This is a genomic window from Sorangium sp. So ce836 (genome assembly GCF_028553905.1).
Taxonomy (GTDB): domain Bacteria; phylum Myxococcota_A; class Polyangia; order Polyangiales; family Polyangiaceae; genus Sorangium; species Sorangium cellulosum_D.
The window spans coordinates 156483-174892 of sequence record NZ_CP102233.1 but is presented as its reverse complement, the minus strand read 5'-3'; the positions used below and the strand labels follow the sequence as shown (position 1 = coordinate 174892).

Here is an 18410-nt window from a genome sequence, read left to right as displayed (position 1 = left end):
CGCTCTCGATCGCTGAGCGAGACACCTGGAAGGGCGGGGGAATCGCGTATCTGCATGTTCGACGAGGAGGCCACGGAGCGGGCGGTGCTTCAGGCAGGGGAGGTGAACTCGTCCCAGGCGAGCACCGCCTCGGGGCGCAGCTCGCGCAGCCATGTAACGGCGCGCCCCTCGGACAGCCTCCGCTCGAATACCATCGCCGCGTCGCCGGCGTACAAGGTGCCGGTGGAGTCGGTGGCATCTTCGACCTCCTCCAGGCCGAGCGCCTGGCCGAGCGCACGACCATGCGACGACCGCGAGACATGAATCGGCACTTCTTTGGGGTGTCCCCACAGCGCGACCCGGGTGACGAACACGCGCGCGGAGTCGCTCGTTCGCTCCCAATCGTCCCAGCCGAACCCATAGGCCCACATCCTGCCGTCCTCCGTCAAGCACACTAGGGTGTCGGGGTTGTCGATATCTCGTACGCTCACCAGGATCGCGGGGCCGTCCGGCGTCTGCTGAAGTGGCCACTCCGCCACGCTCCCTTCGGCGAGGGCTCGGTCGAGCATCTGAATCCCGCCGAAGCGCTGGACCCGGTCGACGCTGCGCAAACCGCCGAACGAGCGCTCCGCGTCTGCGGCCGTCCTGGCGAGTGCCTCGCTGCCGCCGTTCTCCAGCACCCATGAGGCGAGCCGCGAATGGTCGCCGGGATCGTGCAGCCGGCAGAGCCAGCGCGACGCCGCCTCTCTCGCGCGAGGCGACAGCGGAAGCGTCTTTGACGCTGGATCGACGGTTGCGCAGAGAAATCCGACCACGCTATGTCGAAGCCGCTCGTTCGCTTCTTCGAGCGGGAGATCTAGGTGCACGGCGTCGTTGTCCAGAGCCGCACGCCCTGTCGCGTCGACGTAGTCGTCGCGAAACTCGATCCAGCCAGACTTGGGAGCGACAAGCGACGGTCCGGCGGCTCGAACCACCGGAAAGATGCATTGCAAACGCAGCGCTGCGCACTCTTCAAGCCAGGGCCGCAGGCTGCTCGCCGTGGGCCCCAGGACTCGCAAGAACACGTCGTCGCGCAGGGCGAGCACGTCGTCGCAGACGTGCCACGAGAAGCTGTGCAGGTGAGACTGGCGACTCGCCTGGCCGACCCGGCGAGCAACGCCATTGACGAGAGCGTTCGTCTTGTCGAGCGCGGTGACCGGCCCCGTCTCCGGCTCGAAGGTGCCGAGATGGACGCGGGCCCGCAGTTCGAACCCCGGGGCACGCCACCGCTCGAGCCTCTCCGCCACCTCGTTCAACTGAGAGATGGATGCCGTGAGCTGTTTGGTTCCACAGATGGATCGGAGCTCGGGGTTGAACATGCCCTTCTCGATTGTACCGAGGAGGGGATGGCTGAATCGAGTCTTCACGTCGGACCCCAGTCGTTGTTCTGGCCGGTACCTTCGAAGACGCCCGGGGTCATTCCGGCCACGCGATTGGCGCGGCGCTCAATCTCCACATCCGAGTGATTGTTCCGCCCTGCCGCCCGATCCGCTTCGAGCTGCTGTCGGTACCGCGCCGCGTTCGCCCGGCGCGCGTCGTCCAGGGGCGCCGTGTTCCCCTGGGCGCCCTGTTGCCGCGCCCGGTCCAGCGGTGCGCCCGCGCCGGCAGGCCGGAAGTTGAGGGGCGGTCCGCCTCTAGGGGGCGACGCGGGAATCGTCTCGGGCTGCTGGCCCGTGCCTGCCAGGGCGTGCAAGCGAGCCAGCGTCTGTGAGCAGTTCGGGCACGGCGCGCACGCGGTTCCATTGACATCGGTGCTTCCGATCGGCCCCATGCGGCGCAGGGCGCGGCGGAGATGCCGCTGGCCTTCGGGTGTGCCCGGATCGCATCTCACGCCGTTTCGATCCTCGTAGTCGTGGAGATAATTGCTGATCGCATGGGGCTCGGAACACCAAGACGGATCCCTGCCCTGGCCGCGCCCGGAGTCCTGGGGGAGCGCGGCGGCGACTGCCGGGTGGAGATCGTACAGCGGCCCCCTGCCGCCGGCGTTGCGCTCGCTGGCTGACCGCCCCGTGAAGTCTCGTGTGCCGCCTCCTTGAGATCGGGGGAGGCGCCGGGAGCTGAGGGTGGAGCCCATCAAACCATCGAGGTCCACCAACGCGAGCGGCCGCCCGTTCACATACCCGTACGCTTCGAGCCCTCCCTCGAGCCCCAGCGGCTCCGGGCTCAGGTACGTCGCGCTCGCCGGATCGAAGTACCGCCACCGGTTGTAGTGGAGCCCCGTCTCCGGCTCGTACCAGTGCCCCGGGAATCGGCTCAGCGTGGCGGTGGCGTCGCCCGCGATGACCCGGCCGTACGCCCCGGTCTCGAAGACCTGGTCGACGGTCCCGTCGGCGTCCACGAGCGCTAGCGGCACAGGCGCCCCGTCCCGGTGCACGAGGTACTTCCACGCGCCCGGGCCGGCCTCGGTATCGATCGCCTGCGCGATCGGCGCCGGCGAGCCCGGCGCGCACGCGTAGCGCCTACGCTCTACCAGCGTGAACGGCGTGGTCGCGCCGGGGGTGCTCGCCGCGCGCTCCACCGTCTCTTCCAGGAGGTCCTCACCATCCCAGCGGTAGCGGTGCCTCACGAGCGCCGCGCCTCGCCGCACGACGCGCTTCTCCAGGCGCCGCGCGAACCCGTCGTACACGAACTCGAGCCGGGTGCCGTCGGGCAACGTCACGCCCGAGAGCAGGCCGAGCACGCTCCATGCGTAGGTGGTCACCGCGGCGCCCTCCACCTTCTTCACGAGCCGGCCGCGCGCGTCGTACGTGAGCGTCGCGCCGTTCGTGGTCACGAGCCGACCGCCGCCCAGGTGAAACTGCGCGCGGCCGTCGATCCAGCGGACGTCGCCGCGCGGCGAGAGCACGTAGTCCTCGGTCCCGGCCCGCCGCTCGTGCCGCTTCTGCGCGATGCGACCGCGCGCGTCATATGCGAACGACTGCGCCCCGCGATCGCGATCCGCAAGCACCAGGAGCTCGCTCGCGGGCGACCACCGGTAGTCGAACCGCAGGGTCTCCGGGCCCCCGAGCTTCCCGACCCAAGCGGGCTCACCCGGGCGGACGGCGGCGGCGGCGCCGCGGCCGACGACGGCCGAGCGGACGACGTTGCCGTGCGCGTCCCTCGTGAGCTCGAGCCCGCCCCCGCCCGCGAAGAGGCGCCCCGCCTCGGCGCCCGCCGGGTCGTACGCGAACGCCGCGATCGGCTGATGCGCGCCGCTGGCATCCGAAAAGAAGAGCGCGGAGCACCGCCCCGCGGCGTCGCGCGGCGTGGCGATCGAGAAGGCGCCGGGCACGCTCATCACCGTGCGATTCAGCCCGGCGTCGTAGAGGTGCCGGATGGACGTCGCGGACGATGGATCGCTCACCAGCTCCGTGTCCTCGCGGGTGCAACGCCCTCGCGCGTCGTACGTGTACCGCGTGCGGACCGCCTCCGTCTCGAAGAGCAGGACGCGCCCGCGTTCGTCGTACTCCAGCTTGTGGAACGTGTCGTCGGAGAAGGAGCGGCCGATGACCCGATCGAGCTCGTCGTAGGTGAGCTCGACGAACTCACCGTCGTCGAAGGTGATCCTCGACAGCCGCCCAGCCTGGTCGTTCCTGTACCGCAGCGTGCGGCCGTCGAAGGTGCGCTCGGAGAGGATCCGCCCCTCGAGATCCCGCTCGATGGTGTGCATGTCGCCCTCCTCGTTGACGATGCGCACCATGTCGAGCTCGCGATCGTAGGCGTACGACACGCGCGAGCCGTCGCTCCGCTCGACCGCGATCACCTCGCGGAGGCCCGCATAGACCAGCCGGAACCAGCGGCCGTCCGCGTCGCGCTCGCCGTTGAAGCGGCCGGCCTCGTCGTAGCTCATGAACGTGCGGGCGCCGAGCGGCGAGCAATGCTCCACCACGCGCCCCATCGCATCGTAGATCCACCGGTGGACCCCGCCCTTCTCGTCCCGCATCTCCACGAGCCGCCCGAGGAAGTCGTAGCGCAGCGCGCGCGTGCCGCCGTCCGGCTCGACGATCTCGACGCGGTTGCAGAGCGCGTCGTACCTCATCGACGTCTTGCCGCCGCCCTCGGTCTCTGCGTGGATCAGGCAGCCGCGCTCGTCATAGCGGAAGCTCGCGACCAGGCCCATCGCGTCCGAGAGGTAGATCTGGTTGCCGTTCGTATCGCGCGCGTGCTGCGTCTCGAGGCCATCCGGGCCGCGTGTGGTCACGACGTCCTCGCGATCGTCATACACGTAGTCCGTCGCACGCCCCAGCGGGTCGACCACGCGGTACACGCCGTCGGCCTCGCCCATCCTCCACGCGCGCCCGAGGCCGTCGCGGTATCCCACGAGCTCGCCCGACTCGTCGAACGCGTTGTCGTGCACCTGCCCCGCCCAGACGATCCGGTCGGCCTTGCCGAAGGCGTTCACCTCGACCCTCCGCAGCGCGCGCGAGGTGATGACGTTGTTCTCGCCCGCGCCGTACTCGACCTTCGCATGCAGGAATCCCTTCGCGCGGCTGCCGTCCGCGAGCACCTCGGGCACGCCCTCGACCAAGAGCGCGCGCTCGTTCGGATCGTTGCACCACGTCTCCACGCAGCGGCCGTGGTCGTCGTAGCGGTAGTGGACCTCGAGGCCCGTGGGCCAGCGCTCCAGCACGAGCCGGTGGTCTGCGTCGTACGCGAAGGTCATCGCGTGACCCAGGGCGTCGCGCGCGGCCACGAGATCTCCGCGCTCGTCGTATTCATACGTGCGGAAGGACGTCCAGGCGCCCCTCGCGGACGCGTTCTTCACCTCGAACGCGACGATGCGGCCGTCGCGGTGCCGGCGCACGCGGAGCAGCCGGCCCACGCTGTCGTTCACGAACTGGAGCGGACCGGTCCCGTTCTCGTAGAAGAGCCGGGCCTGGTTGCCGTTGCGATCCAGGAGCGCGCTGAGGCGGAACTCGTTGTCGATGGCAAAGGCATGCTCGAAGACCCGCGTGATCCCGTCGTCGGCCTTGAGGAAGTAGCCCTCGCGGGTTCGCGTCAGCAGCCCGACCGGGAGCTTCACGGTCTCGCCCTCGTCGGGGCAGCGGCCCTCGCACGCGAGCGCGGTGGCCGTGACGACGCGCGCCCGGCGGCGGCGGAGCTCGATGACGCGCCAGCCGAGCGAGTGGTTCCAGCCGTGGCCGAGGCCATCGTCGACGTCGCGCTGCGCGGAGCTGTAGGCGCGCTCGATCACGAGCGGAAACGCTCCCGGCAGCGCCATGTCGGTGACGGCGAGGGTGTAGACACGGCCCGTGACCGGATCGATGGGGTGTCCGGCCTGCGTTCCTCCCCCGCCCCCGTGCGCCGGGTTGGGGCAGCCGCCGCCGCTGCCCTGGCCGCAGCTACCAGCGTTGCGGCCGCCGCCATCGGCGCCGTTGCCGCCGTTCTTGCCCCCTGCGCCCTGATCTCCGCCGCGTCCGTTGCCGCCGCGCCCGCCGCGGCCCCCGCCGCCGGCGCCGCCGCCCATGATGAAGACACCGGGGTTCATTCCCGGAATGGCGGGGATGTTGGGGACCGGAGCCGTGCGCGCCATGAGGCGATGGTCGCGCATCGAGACGCGGTGTCAATAGCCACCGCGAGGATGGATGATGCTCCGAAGCGATCCTGGGGAACGCCCATGCCGGCCTCGGGGATCCCCTGCTGGCCATCCAGCATTACGACCGACAGATGGCGATCGCCTGTGAGATCGGCGATCGGGAGGCGGAAGCTGCGTCGAGCTGGAACATCGGTATCGTGCATGAGACGCTGGGCAACATCCCTCGAGCCGCCGGTGCAATGCGCAATTACGTGGAGTATCTCCGGTCGACTGGCCACGCGGACCTGCAGCATCATGAGGTTCACTTGAATCGTCTTCGCGCGAGGTTGGGCCACTGCGCACGGTGAGGGCGAGGCGATCGTCGCAGCATGAGGACGCGAGCGTTCGACGCGGTGGCCTGCGTGAAGCCGCCATCCACGTCGCGCGTCCATACGTTCACGCTGCGCGCTCGGTGTGTGCCCTCGCCTCGCCGTCTCCATGCGCGTACCCCGCGGCTCGCTCCTGGCACGGCACCCGCATACCTGACGCCCGTAACCGCGACGGGGGGACTACGCGGAGGAGACCCATGAGCCAGAGACCATCCGAGTCATCCATCCAGGTGAAGCCGCTCGCAGGGCACATCGGCGCCGAGATCCACGGCGTCGACATCTCCAGGCCGCTGCCCGACGAGTCCGTGGCGACCATCCGCGCGGCGCTGCTGAAGTGGAAGGTCGTCTTCTTCCGGAACCAGCCGCTCGGCCACGCCGAGCAGATCGCCTTCGCCGCTCGCTTCGGCGAGGTGACCTACGCGCACCCGCACGAGGACGAGCCGTTCGACGAGCACCCGGAGATCCTCGCCATCGACAGCCGCCGCTACGATCGCCGCTACGGCAAGCGCTTCAGCTACGAGAACCGCTGGCACACCGACGTCACCGCGGCCGTGAACCCGCCGGCGGCGTCGATCCTGCGGGCGCACATCCTGCCTCCCTACGGCGGCGACACGACCTGGACCAACCTCGTGGCGGCCTACGAGGGGCTGTCCGCGCCGCTGCGCGCGCTCGTCGACGGCCTGCGCGCCGAGCACCGCTTCGGGCTGAGGTTCGCCCCGCAGGACCAGGACAGCCCGTACCTGCGCAAGGTGCGGGAGAACCCGCTCATCTCGATCCACCCGGTGGTGCGCGTCCACCCCGAGACGGGCGAGCGCGCGCTGTTCGTCAGCCCCGGGTTCACCAGCCACATCGTCGGCCTGTCGCCGCGCGAGAGCAGCGCGATCCTCGACCTGCTCTTCGAGCAGATCAGCCGCCCGACGTACACCGTGCGGTTCCGGTGGGAGCCGGGCAGCGTCGCGTTCTGGGACAACCGGGCCACCGCGCACCTCGGCCCGCAGGACCTCGGGCACCTCGACGTCGAGCGCGTGCTCTACCGCGTGACGTTGACCGGGGACATCCCGGTCGGGGTCGACGGGGTGCGCTCCGAGATCGTGGCCGGCGAGCCGTTCGGCAAGCGGCCCCCGAGCAAGCTGAAGGCCGCCCGAAAGGACAAGGCGCCAGAGGCGGAGGTGCAGGCGTGACCGCCGCGAGCGCAGGCGTCGAGAGGACGTCGTTCCGAGGTCCTCATGGGACGGTCGAGGCGGTGCAGGTCCGCCCGTCGTCGGCCGGGCGCTCGCCGGCGCCGGCGGTGCTGATCCTCCATGAGGGGCTGGGGCTCACGGCCCACACGGTCGAGCTGGCGAGGCGCTTCGCGCAGGAGGGTTACCTCGCGTTCGCGCCGAACCTGTACTCGCACGACGCGGTTCACCGGACCTTCACCGAGGCGGAGGTGGCCCGCGGCGTCGGGCTGCTGCGCGCTCCGGACCGCGACGAGGCGGTCGCGCGGCTGCCGGCGGGCGAGCAGGAGCGGCTGAAGGCGGTGTTCGCCTGGTTCAGCGAGCGCGATACGTCGACGTACCTGCCGGACGCCAGGGCGGCGGCGGCGCACCTGGCTGGGCGGTTCGACGTGCGCCCGGGGGGCATCGCCGCGGTCGGCTTTTCGCTGGGCGGAGGGCTGGTGGGACAGCTCGCGGTTGCGGGCGTGGAGCTCGCGGCGGGCGCGGTCTTCTACGGGCAGGCGCCGCCGCTGGACCAGGCGACGAGTGTGCGATTTCCGCTGCAGGTGCACTATGCGGAGGAGGATCCGGCGATCACGCCGAAGGCGCGCGCGGTGCAGGAGGCGTTCCGGGCTGCGGGGCGGGAGCTGATCTCGTTCGTGTACCCGGGGACGCGGCACGGGTTCTTCAACGAGACGCGGCCCGCGTACCACGCCGATGCGGCGCAGCTCTCGTGGCGGCGCACGCGGGAGTTCTTCGCCGAGCGCATCGGCGGCGGCGTCGCCGCGCAGCCGCGGCCGCATGCGGTCGCCGGCGAGGGCGTGCGAACAGCGGGGTAGCCGCACAGGAGCACGGCCGCCCCGGACATAGGGCGGTTGAGGTAACCGCAACCTGGGTAGGTAACCGCAACCTGGGTCGGCTACCTCAACCTGGGTCGGCTACCTCAACCTCGGTCGGCTAACCTGGGCCGGCTGCCTGGTCGGGTACCTCAACCTGGGTCGGTCACCTCAACCTCGGTCGGCTACTTCAACCCAGGTCGGTCGCTCAACCCAACCTGGGTCGGTCACCTCAACCTCGGTCGGCTACTTCAACCCGGGTCGGTCGCTCCGGTCGGTCGCTCCCACCTCTGGCACGGCGGCTGCTCCGGCCCAGGCCATGACCGCCTCCACGCCCATCGCCGAGAGCAACGCTCCGAGCCCCATCCACACCGACGACGCCGGCCTCATCGCCGGCGCCGTCACCGTTCCCGCACCGGCCGGCGACCTCCCCGGCTACCGCGCCCACCCCGCCTCCGGCGGGCCGTTCCCGCTGGTGCTCGTCATCCAGGAAATCTTCGGCGTCCACGAGCACATCCGCGACGTCGTCCGCCGCTTCGCGAAGCTCGGCTACTACGCCCTCGCCCCGGATCTGTTCGTCCGCCAAGGCGACCCGAGCCGCCTCACCACCATCGACGAGTTCCGGGCGCTGGCCGGTCGCGTGCCCGACCGGCAGGTGCTCTCCGACCTCGACGCCAGCATCGCCTTCGCGCGCGCCTCCGGCAAGGCCGACGCCACCAAGGCCGCCGCGGTGGGCTTCTGCTGGGGCGGGCGCATCACGTGGCTCTATGCCGCCCACAACCCCGCGCTCAAGGCGGCGGTCGCCTGGTACGGACGCCTCACCGGCGACCGGACCGAGGCGCAGCCGAAGCACCCGATCGACGTGGTGGGCGCGCTGCAGGTCCCCGTCCTGGGCCTCTATGCCGGGCAGGACCAGGGCATCCCCCTGCCGACGGTCACCGAGCTCCAGCAAGCGCTCCGTACCGCCTCCGAAGCCGGCGGCGCGCCCGGCGCCGCGCGCTCCGACATCCGCGTCTACCCCGACGCCCCGCACGCCTTCTACGCCGACTACCGGCCGAGCTACCGTCCCGAGGCCGCGGCCGACGCCTGGGAGCGCCAGCTCGACTGGCTGACCCGACACGGCGTCGCCTGACCGCGCGCCGGACGCGACCTCGCCTCGGCGGCCGCTGCTGCCCCGGCACCACGCTGCGCCTCCGCTGTTCCTCCGCACGCACCCAAGCTCCCTCGCTCCGACGCTCCCGCGCCCCCGGCGCGCCGCCGATCGGCTACCCTGACGCCGTGCGCGCGCGGATCCGAGACACCGAGATCTACTTCGACGTCGAGGGAATGGGCCTCGTCCCCGACGGCCCCGAGATGCGCGAACGGCCGGTGATGTTCGTCGTGCACGGCGGGCCGGGCGCCGATCACTCCTCGCACAAGGGCGGGATGACGCCGCTCTCCGACCGCGCGCAGCTCGTCTACTTCGATCACCGCGGCCAGGGGCGCTCGGCGCGCGGCCCGAAGGAGACATATACCCTCGAGAACAACGTCGAGGACATGGAGGCGCTTCGCCAGCACCTCGGCCTCGATCGCATCGTGGTGATGGGCACCTCCTATGGCGGCATGGTGGCCATGGCCTATGCGCTCCGGTACCAGCAGCACATCTCGCATCTCATCCTCGTGGCCACGGCGGCGAGCCACCGCCTCATCGACCGATCCAAACAGATCGTGGCGAGCCGCGGCACCGACCAGCAGAAAGACGCATGCGAGCGCCTCTGGGCCGGCAAGCTCGAGAGCGACGAGCAGTTCGCCGAGTTCCTCCAGATCATGGGGCCGCTCTACTCGACCACGTTCGACCCGCAGAAGGCGGCCGAGGCCGGCGCGCGCGCCATCTACAACGTCGAGGCGTGGAACGTGGCCCTGGAGCGGTTCATGCGGACATTCGACTTCACGCCACGCCTGCCCGAGATCGAGGTCCCTACCCTCGTCATCGCCGGCCGGCACGACTGGATCTGCCCGCCCGATCTGTCGGCGGAGATCGCGCGCCTCATCCCGGGCGCCGATCTACGTGTCTTCGAGCGCAGCGGCCACTCTGTGCGCGCCGACGAGCCACGGGCGCTGCTCGACGCCATCGCCGGCTTCCTGGTCTACCGGCGGTAGCGCAGACGATGGCTCCGAGCGCGGCGCGCGCTACTGGATCCCGGCCTTCCTCATCGCCGCGGGCATCCGCTGCATGATGACCGACCCGACCTTCTTTCCCACCTCCCCGCTGATCTCGGGGAGGAGCTTCGCGGCCTTCTTGCCGACCGGCGTGCCGTAGAACTTGATGAGCTCCTTCAGCTCATCGGCGGTGAACTTCCCCGCGTAGATCTCGACATTCCACTGGACCAGCTCGTCGTACGGCAGGACCTCGGCGACGACCGCCTTCAGCTTGCCGGTGTCCTTGGCCGAGATCTTCGCGCCCGCTTGCTGCATCGACGCCCCCATGTTGGTCATCAGCTGATCGATGAGGGCGTTGTAGACCTCCTTCGGCATGACGAGGTGCGTGAGCTCCATGGCGAGCTTCTTCTCGGCCTCACCGGCGTGGGCGTCGCCGAGCGACACGAGGGAGAGCAGGGTCACGAAGGCGAGCGAGATGATCCAGAAACGAGGCGCGTGCTTTCTCATGATCCATGTTTATCACGGACGCGCCGCGGTCTGCGTCGCCCCCGCGATCCCGCCGCCTCCCGCCGCTCGATCCGCCGGGGCGCCCGTGGTGCGGGCGCGCGCGAGCCGCGCGGGCGGCCCACGCTCCCCGTCATACGACCGTCACCTCGTCCCCCACCCGCAAGGCGCCGGACTTCGTCTCGTGGATGTAGTTCTGACCGAAGTTCACGTCGCCGGGCTTCTGCGGATCGCGCCGGTACGTGGCGAGCGTGCGGAGCGGCTCCGGGCCGCGCTCCGCGGTGAGCTGATCGGTGGTGGTGACGACGCATCGGGCGCACGGGCCGCCGGCGCGGAGCACGAGCTCACCGACGCGGACGCGGCCCCACCGGTCCTCGTCGAAGGCTTCGCAGCCGCTCACGACGAGGCTGGGACGGAAGCGATCCATCGGCAACGCCGCGGCGCCCCGGTCCTTGAGGTGAGCATTCAGGTCGGCGAGGGAGGCCTCCGAGATCACGAGCAACGGGAACTCGTCGGCGAACGACACCACATCTTCCGGGCGTGCCACCGAATCCTTGAGGACGGGCCGCCGGAACGCCGCGCCGGCCCGGACGAGCCGCGCCGGGTGATCCAGGAAGTCGCTGAGCCACGCGGCGACGTCATCGCCGCAGTCCTCGGCCAGGAGGCCGGTGCTGCTCCAGACCTCGACGGTGAGCAGGCGCGCGCCTTGCGCCGACTGCGACGCGCGCGGCACGGAGATCGGCGAGCGGCCAGCGGCGCCGAGCGTGAGCTCGCCCTCGGAGAGCTGCGTCTCGATGAGCGCCATGCGCGGCAGCGGGCGCTGGGTGAGGGGTTTGCACTCGGGGTCGACGATCATGAACCGCCGGTCGCCGACGAGGCCGAGCTCGTCGACGGCCGCCGCGTCGAGCGCGACGCCACGGCAGCCTTTGACGGGATAGATGTGGATGGCGGAGAGTCGCATTCAGGGCTTATATCACTCCTCGGCTCCGCCGAGGGCTCCGGCGTCGCGCGCCCCGCGTCGGCGGGCGACGCCCTCCTCGACGGCGGCGTCGCTCGGCCGGCGCAGCGTTCGGTGGCGCTGGAAAGGGGCCTCCTCCGGCGGCGATCGCGCGTCGGGAGAGGCTCCCTCCGCCGCTCCCCTTCATGCCACGCCGCCGTCCTCCGGGATCCCGAGCACCTGCCGCAGGTCCATCCCCACGATGATCTCGGCGTTCTGCCGCACCCAGTCGACGAGCGCCGGGCGCAGGGCGCGCGCGATCTCTTCCTTGACGAGCCCTTCGACGGCGCTGGGGCCGAGGTGCTTCGGGTCGAGCGTGACGCCGCCGCCCGCGGCCAGGGCGCTGAACAGGCGGACGAGCGACTCGACGCCCGCGGCCTGGCCGGCTGCGCCGAGCGGCTCGACCCGCTCGACGGCGATCTCCCCGCCGCGGCTCACGACGAAGCGGCGGAGGTCGGCCTGCTCGACGCCGCGCTTGAGGAGCACCGCCGAGGAGCAGTCGACCTCGATGCGCTGCACGCGCGGCGCCGTCTCGATCTCCTGCCGGGTGCCCTCGACGTCGACGCTGGCCGCGATGGTGGCGCCCGCCGGGATGCGGAACCCGTCCGAGCCCACCGCGCCCGCGAGCGCCTCGCGCAGCGTCAGCCGCGCGGACACGCGGGCGCCGCGGACGGCGGGGCCGCCGCCGTCGGACTCGAGGTTCAGCAGCACCTGACGCACGGTCACGACGAGATCGGGATCGCTCGTCGGGTCGTATGGGGGTATGGCCATGGGCGTCGAGGTGACGAGTCCGCGCATGAAGGCGCGGGCCTCGTCCTCGGCCGAGTCCTTCCCGACCCGGACGAGCCCTCCCGTGTAGAAGACGTTGGGCGTCATGGCGCCTGTGCGGAGGTCGTACTCAACCTGCTGCAACCCCATGTCGCCGAGCGGCGGCGGCAGGTCGATGACGAGGTAGGGCTCGAAGGCGACACGCAGGAGCGTCGGCGCGAGCGTCAAGCGCAGCGCCGTGGCGCTCGACGTGGCGAGCGCGGCTATCCCGGTGCGCTTCAGGACGGTGCGCGCGGGGAGGTCGAACGAGATCGAGACCGACTCGAGATCGAGCCACGGGGGCAGGAAGCGCCAGGCCATTCGGGGAGGGTACACCCGTCTCGCCCCCGGGAGGGCGGCCTATTGACCCGCCGCCCGGGGCGCGCCCATCATGCTACCCATGAAGCCAGAGGAATTCCTGGGTGAGCTCGACCGTAGGGTGGGAGAGCGCCTCGCCCGCATCGGGGCCGCGGCCGGCGCGGCGGAGCCAGGGAGCGGGATCGGCATCCCGGAGCTGCTCGCGACCGCGCTCAAGAAGGAGCTCGAGGCGACCGAGGAGGCTGCGCTCTGGCTCACCACCGAGACCGACGTCGAGGTGAAGCTCGCCCTCGCCCGCCAGTGCGGCGATGAGGCGAGGCACTACCGGCTCATCGCCGAGCGCCTCCGCGCGCTCGGCGTCGATCCGGCGGCGATCCCGGCCAGGTTCGGGCCGCCCACGCCGATGTTCGGGTACCTGAAGGGGCTCGGCTCGACGGTCGAGCGCGTCGCAGCGGGCCAGTTCACGCGGGAGGCGCTCGCCAAGGTGCACAACCAGGCCTTCATCGAGTACTGCGAGTCGCAGGGGGACGCGGAGACGGCGCGCCTCTACCGCGACGTCATCCAGCCCGACGAGGGCCATCACCACGAGATGGGCCGGCGGCTCCTGGCGCGCCTCGCGACCACCGAGGAGGCCCAGGCGCTCGCGCGCGCCGCGGCGATGCGCACGCTCGAGATCGCCGAGGAACTCCAGGAGATCGCGCGTATCAAGATGGGTATCTGCCGCGCGCCCGGGTGCTAGCCGCCCAGCCCGCGACACGGCAGACGCGGGTGGCCTCCGCGCGGCTCTCGCCGCCCGCGGCGAACTCGCGAACGCGAGGCGGGCCCTGGCTCTCCCGGTCGACGCCTGGACGCCGTCCGCGCGCCGCCGCGTCCAGCCATCGCGCCGAGCGGGCGACCAGGGCGGGCGCGACCGTTCGATCGCGCGCTACAATGCGTCCCCGGGCGTCCGAGCCGTTCGCGCGACGCGTTCGGGACGCGAGGGCGAAAGCGCGTCGGCCGCTGTTCGGAGGCCTATATGCGGGATGGCCCGACGTGCGAAGATCGCTCAATCCATTCAACCTCTGGATACCAAGGTTGCCTCGTTGTCGCGAGATATCCTCGAGGCGAAGAGCGGCCCAGTTGATCGAGGGGATTGCCATGAGCAGGTTTCCGGGGGACAGATCGTTCCGGGAGGTGGCTCGGTTCACCCAGGATTGTGGTGCGATCTGCACCCATGCAAGCCAGTACTGCCTCGAGATGGGAGGCGCGCACGCCGACGCCACGCAGGTGCGGCTGCTCCAGGACTGCGCCGACATCTGCGAGGCGGCCTCGAAGCTCCTCCTGCGCAGCTCGCCGCAGCGCGCCCAGATCACGAGCGTGTGCGCGAGCCTCTGCGACCTGTGCGCGGCGAGCTGCGACAAGTTCACCGGCGACGCGCAGATGAAGACGTGCGCGGACGAGTGCCGCCGCTGCGCCGCTGCGTGCCGGCAGATCTGAGGTGTCGGGGCGTCGGCGCGCTCCGACCGCACGCGTCGCGCCTTCCGGCCCATGCGCGCTCGCGCGATGCTCTGTCGGGAACAGCGGGGCGGCCAGCGGATACCGTCGAGCTTCTTGGTGCTGTACCTGAATTGACTTACGGCTCTGGCCACCGGAGCGCTTCGACGAAGCACGTTGTTTGATGTTCTTTTCACCCTGGCGATCTTTCCTTTGAGCCGAGCAGCGTTGTAGCTTCCTGGCCTTCCTGCGGCCCCTGTCGTTCCGCATCGCCCCATCCCTTGCGCACGCGGCCTCTGCGCGCGGCGGCCGGACCGCGCTCGCGGCCGCGCGCGGTCCGGCCGGAGCGCGCGACGCATGTGGCGGCGATCATCGGCTGCCGTGGTACGCTCGCGCGCATGCGTTATCGAAGGACGACGGGGGCGGCCGGGGTCGCACTCCTGTGCGCCGGGTGCGGCGCGGACGCGCCCGAGGCTCGGGTGCGCGCGGTGCGCGACCTGGGCGCGCTGACGTTCGAGCCATCGATTCGAGGGCGGGACGGCGGGTACAGCGCGCGGTGGGGTGACCGCTCGGTGTGGGTGTTCGGCGATACGACCCTGGAGACGCCGGGGTCCGACGGATCGGGCTGGAGATCGAGCACGTTCTGCTCGACCGACGACCTGAACGCGTCGGACGGGCTCTCGTCGCTGACCGAGCCGCTCGACGCGGCCGGCGCGCCTGGGGAGTTCCTGCCGTTCACGGGGGAGGAGCTCGAGTTCAACGTCGCGCACTCTGGCCCTCAGGCGGAGGGGACGTGCAAGGAGGACTGTGGGGCGCGCTATGCGTTGTGGCCGGGGCCGATCGTCGTCGATGAAGCGACCGGCCGCGCGCTGGTCTTCTACAGCAAGCTGATGGGGCGTGCCGGGGGGTTCGACGTCGACGCGCTGGGCTCGTCCATCGCGGTCTGGGAGGGCCTTGACGCGCCGATCGTACGTCCGGCGGTGCGCCCGGACGCCGCGGATCCCACGCTGCTCTTCGGCGCGGACGAGCCGTCGTTCACGTCGGCGGCGCTCGTCCGCGAGGGGCTGCTTTACGCGTATGCCTGCGCGTGCTCGGGGCTCACGTGCCCGTGCCTCATCGCGCGCGTCCCGCTCGCGCAGGTGACGGAGCGCGGGGCGTGGAGGTTCTTCTCCGACGGCAGCTGGGTGGAGGGTTACGACGAGGCGGAGCCGGTCATGGCGGGAGCGCCGATGATGTCGGTGCACTGGAACGAGCACGCCGGCAGGTACGTCGCGATCTACAGCGAGCCGGTGTCGTCGGAGATCTCCGTGCGGACGGCCCCCGCACCGGAGGGCCCGTGGTCGGACAGTGCGGTGGCGTTCACCGCCGAGGCGCCGTCAACCCCGGAGGCATGGCCGTACGCCGGCCTGGGGCACGCGGAGCTCGCCCAGGAAGGAGGCCGGGTGGAGTATGTGACCTACTTCCGGGAGACGGGTTTCTTGGAAGGAGAGCTCCGACTCGTGGAGCTAGAGCTCGAGTGAGCCGGACGACCTGACCCGGGTTGACCGGGCTGACCCGACCTGACCCGGGTTGACTCGCTCCGCCATCTTCAGACGCACGTGCCCTCCGGCGACGTATCGCCCCCCGTCGCCTCTCCGTGCCCCGCCGGCGCAGCAACTACACCGTGAGCACGGCGTCCGCCACGGTGGCTCCGTGAAACGCGCGCATCCACCACGTCCCCGCGGGGAATACGGCGTTGCGCACACCGCTGCGCCACCGTTCGAGCGCCGCGCGATACGACGCACGAAACGTGCGCACGGCGGCAGCAGCGATTCGCCATGCATCGCCCTGCTCGCGGCCGACCGCAAACGTCGGACTGCAGTCGCGCAGCGGTTCGAAGCTCGTGACACGCTCATATGGGGACACCCGGCTGGCGCCCTCGGCGCCAAGGACGTGTTGCCCTCGCCGCTGCACCGCTTCACGGGCCTGCGCTTCCTGTCGCTCCAGCTCGGCGGCGACCTCGCAGCGAAAGCCGTCGCCGCCGTCCTGTTCTATGGCAGGCGGCAGCGCGAGCGCGAGCGTCACTTCTTCTGGCCACTGCGGATTCTTCGGATCGAGATATGCCGCGGGTCGCATCGCGCGCAGCACGCCGCAGCCGAGATCGTTCACATCCACCTTGGCGCCCGGCCACTCGTGCGCATGTCGGACCAAGCCGGCGGCCACAGGATTCGCGAGCACGTAGGCGATCTTCTCCACGACCGCCGCCCGCGTCAGCAGCCGCACCACGCTCGTAGCCTCGTGGTCCCACACTGGCCCTTCCCACGTGCGGAGCACCTTGGTCCCGAGCGCGACGATGCGATGGAAGAATTGCAAAAAGCGCGGCAGGACGCCCATCGTATCGGTCACGACGAGGTGCAGGTGCGTCGACATCGCGCAGAGCGCGTGGACCTCGATGCCGAAGCGGCGCGTCGAGACGGCGAGGATGTAGACCAAGAGCTGGGTGATGGCCGCATCCGGGCGGAAGAGCAGATGCCTGCGCAGGACGCGACGGGTGATGAGGTAGGTGGCGCCTGCGGCAATTTCGCGGGGCTGGCTCATGGCTGGCGTACAATGACAAACGCCGTGCCGTCGGCTGGTGCGAATGATTTCAAGGACTTGGCTCGCTTCTTTGGGTGGCGCCGCCAGGGCGCCAGGTGGTCCGCCACCTGGACAGTCCTTGCGGCTCGCCCAACCAGCGGCTGCTCCTCCGGCCTGGGCTAGTCCAAATCCGAAGTCCCAAAACTCACTCCAACCTGCGTCGGTTTCCCGGTTGATCCAATCCAATCCACCCCAACCTGGGTCGAGTCGCCGACCTGCGGGACTCCGAGCCGGATCGGGACGGGTAACTTGGATCGGGACGTCCAACCTGGGTGCGGTCGGCAGCGCGCCCAACCTGGGTCGGGTTGCCCCCAACCTGGATCGGGTCGCGGCGCGCCCAACCTGGGTCGGGTCGCCGGCGCCCAACCTGGGTCCGGTCGGCAGGGTGCGGTCGGCATCGGCGCGCCCAACCTGGGTCAGGTCGCCGCCGGGTCGCCGCCGGGGTCCAGTCGCGGCTTTTCTCAAACCAACCATCAGGTAACCTCCCCCTGTGGCGACCAGCGACAGGAGCCGAGCCGAGTACCAGAAGCGGGTCAACCGCGTCATCGACTACATCCAGGCCCACCGCGGCGAGGAGCTCTCCCTCGAGACGTTGGCCGCGGTGGCGGCGTTCTCGCCGTTTCACTTCCACCGCGTCTTCAAGTCCATGACCGGCGAGAACCTCCGCGAGTTCATCCAGCGGACACGCCTCGAGACCGCGGCCGGCCATCTCACGTTGCGGCCGCACGCCGACATCCTCGAGATCGCGCTCGAGAACGGCTTCAGCTCGGCGAGCGCCTTCGCCCGCGCCTTCAAGGAGCGCTTCGGCATGAGCGCCTCCGCCTGGCGCAACGGAGGCGCCGCGGCCGCGCGCAAGGCGCGGCAAGCGGATCGCAAGCCGGGTGAAGTCGACCGCAACCCCGGCCAAGCAGCGGCGTGCGCCGTCGCGCACGATGACGCCTCGTCGGGCACGGACGCCCGCCAAAACGAGGAGGAGATCATGAACGTGACGGTGAAGATGCTGCCGAGCTACCACGTGGCCTACGTCAGGGGCGTCGGCGCCTACGGCCCCGGAGGCAGCGTCACCGAGGCCTGGCAGCGCCTCATCCGCTGGGCGAGCGCGCGCGATCTGTGGACCCCGGACCGCATCTGCCTCGGCATCGCGCACGACAACCCCAAGATCACCGACCCGTCCAAGTGCCGCCACGACGCCTCGATCGTGATCCCGGACGGCTTCAAGGCGGACGGTGAGGTCAACGTGACCGACATCGCCGGCGGAAAGTACGCTGCGAGCCTGTTCGTCGGCGAGGCGCACACGATCGGCGCCGCGTGGGACCGGCTCTTCGGCGAGTGGCTCCCGCAGAGCGGTTATCAGCCTGACCACCGGCCCTGCTTCGAGCTCTACCAGGGCGAGTTCCACGATCCCAAGACCAACACCTACCGCTGCGAGATCTGCGTGCCCGTGCGCCCGCTCTAGCTGCGCTCGCCCGACGCCCGGCGCCCCTGGCCGGACCTCTGCGCCGCGCCAGCCGCGCCGGGCGCGGGCGCCCCCGGCTCTGCCCGGCCGGGGCCCCGCCGCCCCCTCCGCGCACCCATAAATACCCGATTTTGCTCACATTTCATCCGGTACCCGCCCCGGCCGCA

14 protein-coding genes are annotated in these 18410 nt (G+C 70.7%); 8 read left to right on the top strand and 6 right to left on the bottom strand.

From position 1 onward, the window contains the following. Positions 1–89: 89 nt before the first annotated feature. Positions 90–1385 carry a hypothetical protein gene (locus NQZ70_RS00625; RefSeq protein ID WP_129572475.1) on the bottom strand — a complete coding sequence of 432 codons (1296 nt, stop codon included), beginning with the start codon at positions 1383–1385 and terminating at the stop codon, positions 90–92. Further along, positions 1382–5530, bottom strand: coding sequence for a YwqJ-related putative deaminase (locus NQZ70_RS00620; RefSeq protein ID WP_165373726.1), 4149 nt, complete (start codon positions 5528–5530; stop codon positions 1382–1384). The genes NQZ70_RS00625 and NQZ70_RS00620 overlap by 4 nt, the downstream gene beginning before the upstream one ends. Before the next feature lie 568 nt (positions 5531–6098). On the opposite strand from NQZ70_RS00620, the gene NQZ70_RS00615 reads away from it, so the two are divergent. The 4 genes from NQZ70_RS00615 to NQZ70_RS00600 all read left to right on the top strand — a co-directional run bounded on the left by NQZ70_RS00615 (position 6099) and on the right by NQZ70_RS00600 (position 10072). Further along, on the top strand, positions 6099–7082 hold the full coding sequence (locus NQZ70_RS00615) for a TauD/TfdA family dioxygenase (protein ID WP_129572473.1): 984 nt from the start codon (positions 6099–6101) through the stop codon (positions 7080–7082). Continuing rightward, positions 7079–7936, top strand: a complete 858-nt coding sequence (locus NQZ70_RS00610; protein ID WP_129572472.1) for a dienelactone hydrolase family protein — start codon at positions 7079–7081, stop codon at positions 7934–7936. Before NQZ70_RS00615 ends, NQZ70_RS00610 begins: the two co-directional genes overlap by 4 nt. A 316-nt stretch (positions 7937–8252) precedes the next feature. Then, positions 8253–9065 carry a dienelactone hydrolase family protein gene (locus NQZ70_RS00605; protein ID WP_129572471.1) on the top strand — a complete coding sequence of 271 codons (813 nt, stop codon included), beginning with the start codon at positions 8253–8255 and terminating at the stop codon, positions 9063–9065. A gap of 146 nt (positions 9066–9211) precedes the next feature. After that, a complete protein-coding gene (locus tag NQZ70_RS00600; RefSeq protein WP_129572470.1) occupies positions 9212–10072 on the top strand; it encodes an alpha/beta fold hydrolase in 861 nt (286 codons plus the stop codon). Between the two features lie 30 nt (positions 10073–10102). Here NQZ70_RS00600 and NQZ70_RS00595 read toward each other — a convergent pair whose 3' ends face one another. The 3 genes from NQZ70_RS00595 to NQZ70_RS00585 form a co-directional block, all read right to left on the bottom strand. Further along, a complete protein-coding gene (locus NQZ70_RS00595) occupies positions 10103–10579 on the bottom strand; it encodes a DUF2059 domain-containing protein (protein WP_129572469.1) in 477 nt (158 codons plus the stop codon). A 130-nt stretch (positions 10580–10709) separates the two neighbouring features. Continuing rightward, positions 10710–11537, bottom strand: a complete 828-nt coding sequence (locus NQZ70_RS00590) for an MOSC domain-containing protein (RefSeq protein ID WP_129572468.1) — start codon at positions 11535–11537, stop codon at positions 10710–10712. Positions 11538–11717: 180 nt separating this feature from the next. Then, the gene (locus NQZ70_RS00585; RefSeq protein ID WP_129572467.1) at positions 11718–12701 is read right to left on the bottom strand and encodes a hypothetical protein; all 984 of its coding nucleotides are present in this window, start codon (positions 12699–12701) and stop codon (positions 11718–11720) included. Positions 12702–12780: 79 nt separating this feature from the next. On the opposite strand from NQZ70_RS00585, the gene NQZ70_RS00580 reads away from it, so the two are divergent. The 3 genes from NQZ70_RS00580 to NQZ70_RS00570 all read left to right on the top strand — a co-directional run bounded on the left by NQZ70_RS00580 (position 12781) and on the right by NQZ70_RS00570 (position 15691). After that, a complete protein-coding gene (locus NQZ70_RS00580; RefSeq protein WP_129572466.1) occupies positions 12781–13437 on the top strand; it encodes a ferritin-like domain-containing protein in 657 nt (218 codons plus the stop codon). A 398-nt stretch (positions 13438–13835) separates the two neighbouring features. Beyond that, positions 13836–14174, top strand: coding sequence for a four-helix bundle copper-binding protein (locus NQZ70_RS00575; protein ID WP_237244898.1), 339 nt, complete (start codon positions 13836–13838; stop codon positions 14172–14174). Positions 14175–14569: 395 nt separating this feature from the next. Next, complete coding sequence (locus tag NQZ70_RS00570) at positions 14570–15691, top strand: DUF4185 domain-containing protein (protein WP_129572464.1); 1122 nt, start codon at positions 14570–14572, stop codon at positions 15689–15691. Between the two features lie 136 nt (positions 15692–15827). Here the strand turns inward: NQZ70_RS00570 and NQZ70_RS00565 are convergent, their stop codons facing one another. Next, positions 15828–16748, bottom strand: coding sequence for a transposase (locus NQZ70_RS00565; protein WP_129572463.1), 921 nt, complete (start codon positions 16746–16748; stop codon positions 15828–15830). 529 nt (positions 16749–17277) lie between these two features. Here NQZ70_RS00565 and NQZ70_RS00560 point away from each other — a divergent pair. Then, on the top strand, positions 17278–18243 hold the full coding sequence (locus NQZ70_RS00560; protein WP_129572462.1) for a GyrI-like domain-containing protein: 966 nt from the start codon (positions 17278–17280) through the stop codon (positions 18241–18243). The last annotated feature ends 167 nt before the right edge of the window (positions 18244–18410 follow it).

Excerpts from the sequence above, each read along its gene's own strand:
- NQZ70_RS00580 (WP_129572466.1), top strand. The coding sequence starts at position 12,781 with ATGAAGCCAGAGGAATTCCTGGGTGAGCTCGACCGTAGGGTGGGAGAG.
- NQZ70_RS00595 (WP_129572469.1), bottom strand. The coding sequence starts at position 10,579 with ATGAGAAAGCACGCGCCTCGTTTCTGGATCATCTCGCTCGCCTTCGTG.
- NQZ70_RS00575 (WP_237244898.1), top strand. The coding sequence starts at position 13,836 with ATGAGCAGGTTTCCGGGGGACAGATCGTTCCGGGAGGTGGCTCGGTTC.
- NQZ70_RS00585 (WP_129572467.1), bottom strand. The coding sequence starts at position 12,701 with ATGGCCTGGCGCTTCCTGCCCCCGTGGCTCGATCTCGAGTCGGTCTCG.
- NQZ70_RS00620 (WP_165373726.1), bottom strand. The coding sequence starts at position 5,530 with ATGGCGCGCACGGCTCCGGTCCCCAACATCCCCGCCATTCCGGGAATG.
- NQZ70_RS00615 (WP_129572473.1), top strand. The coding sequence starts at position 6,099 with ATGAGCCAGAGACCATCCGAGTCATCCATCCAGGTGAAGCCGCTCGCA.
- NQZ70_RS00570 (WP_129572464.1), top strand. The coding sequence starts at position 14,570 with ATGCGTTATCGAAGGACGACGGGGGCGGCCGGGGTCGCACTCCTGTGC.
- NQZ70_RS00590 (WP_129572468.1), bottom strand. The coding sequence starts at position 11,537 with ATGCGACTCTCCGCCATCCACATCTATCCCGTCAAAGGCTGCCGTGGC.
- NQZ70_RS00605 (WP_129572471.1), top strand. The coding sequence starts at position 8,253 with ATGACCGCCTCCACGCCCATCGCCGAGAGCAACGCTCCGAGCCCCATC.
- NQZ70_RS00565 (WP_129572463.1), bottom strand. The coding sequence starts at position 16,748 with ATGAGCCAGCCCCGCGAAATTGCCGCAGGCGCCACCTACCTCATCACC.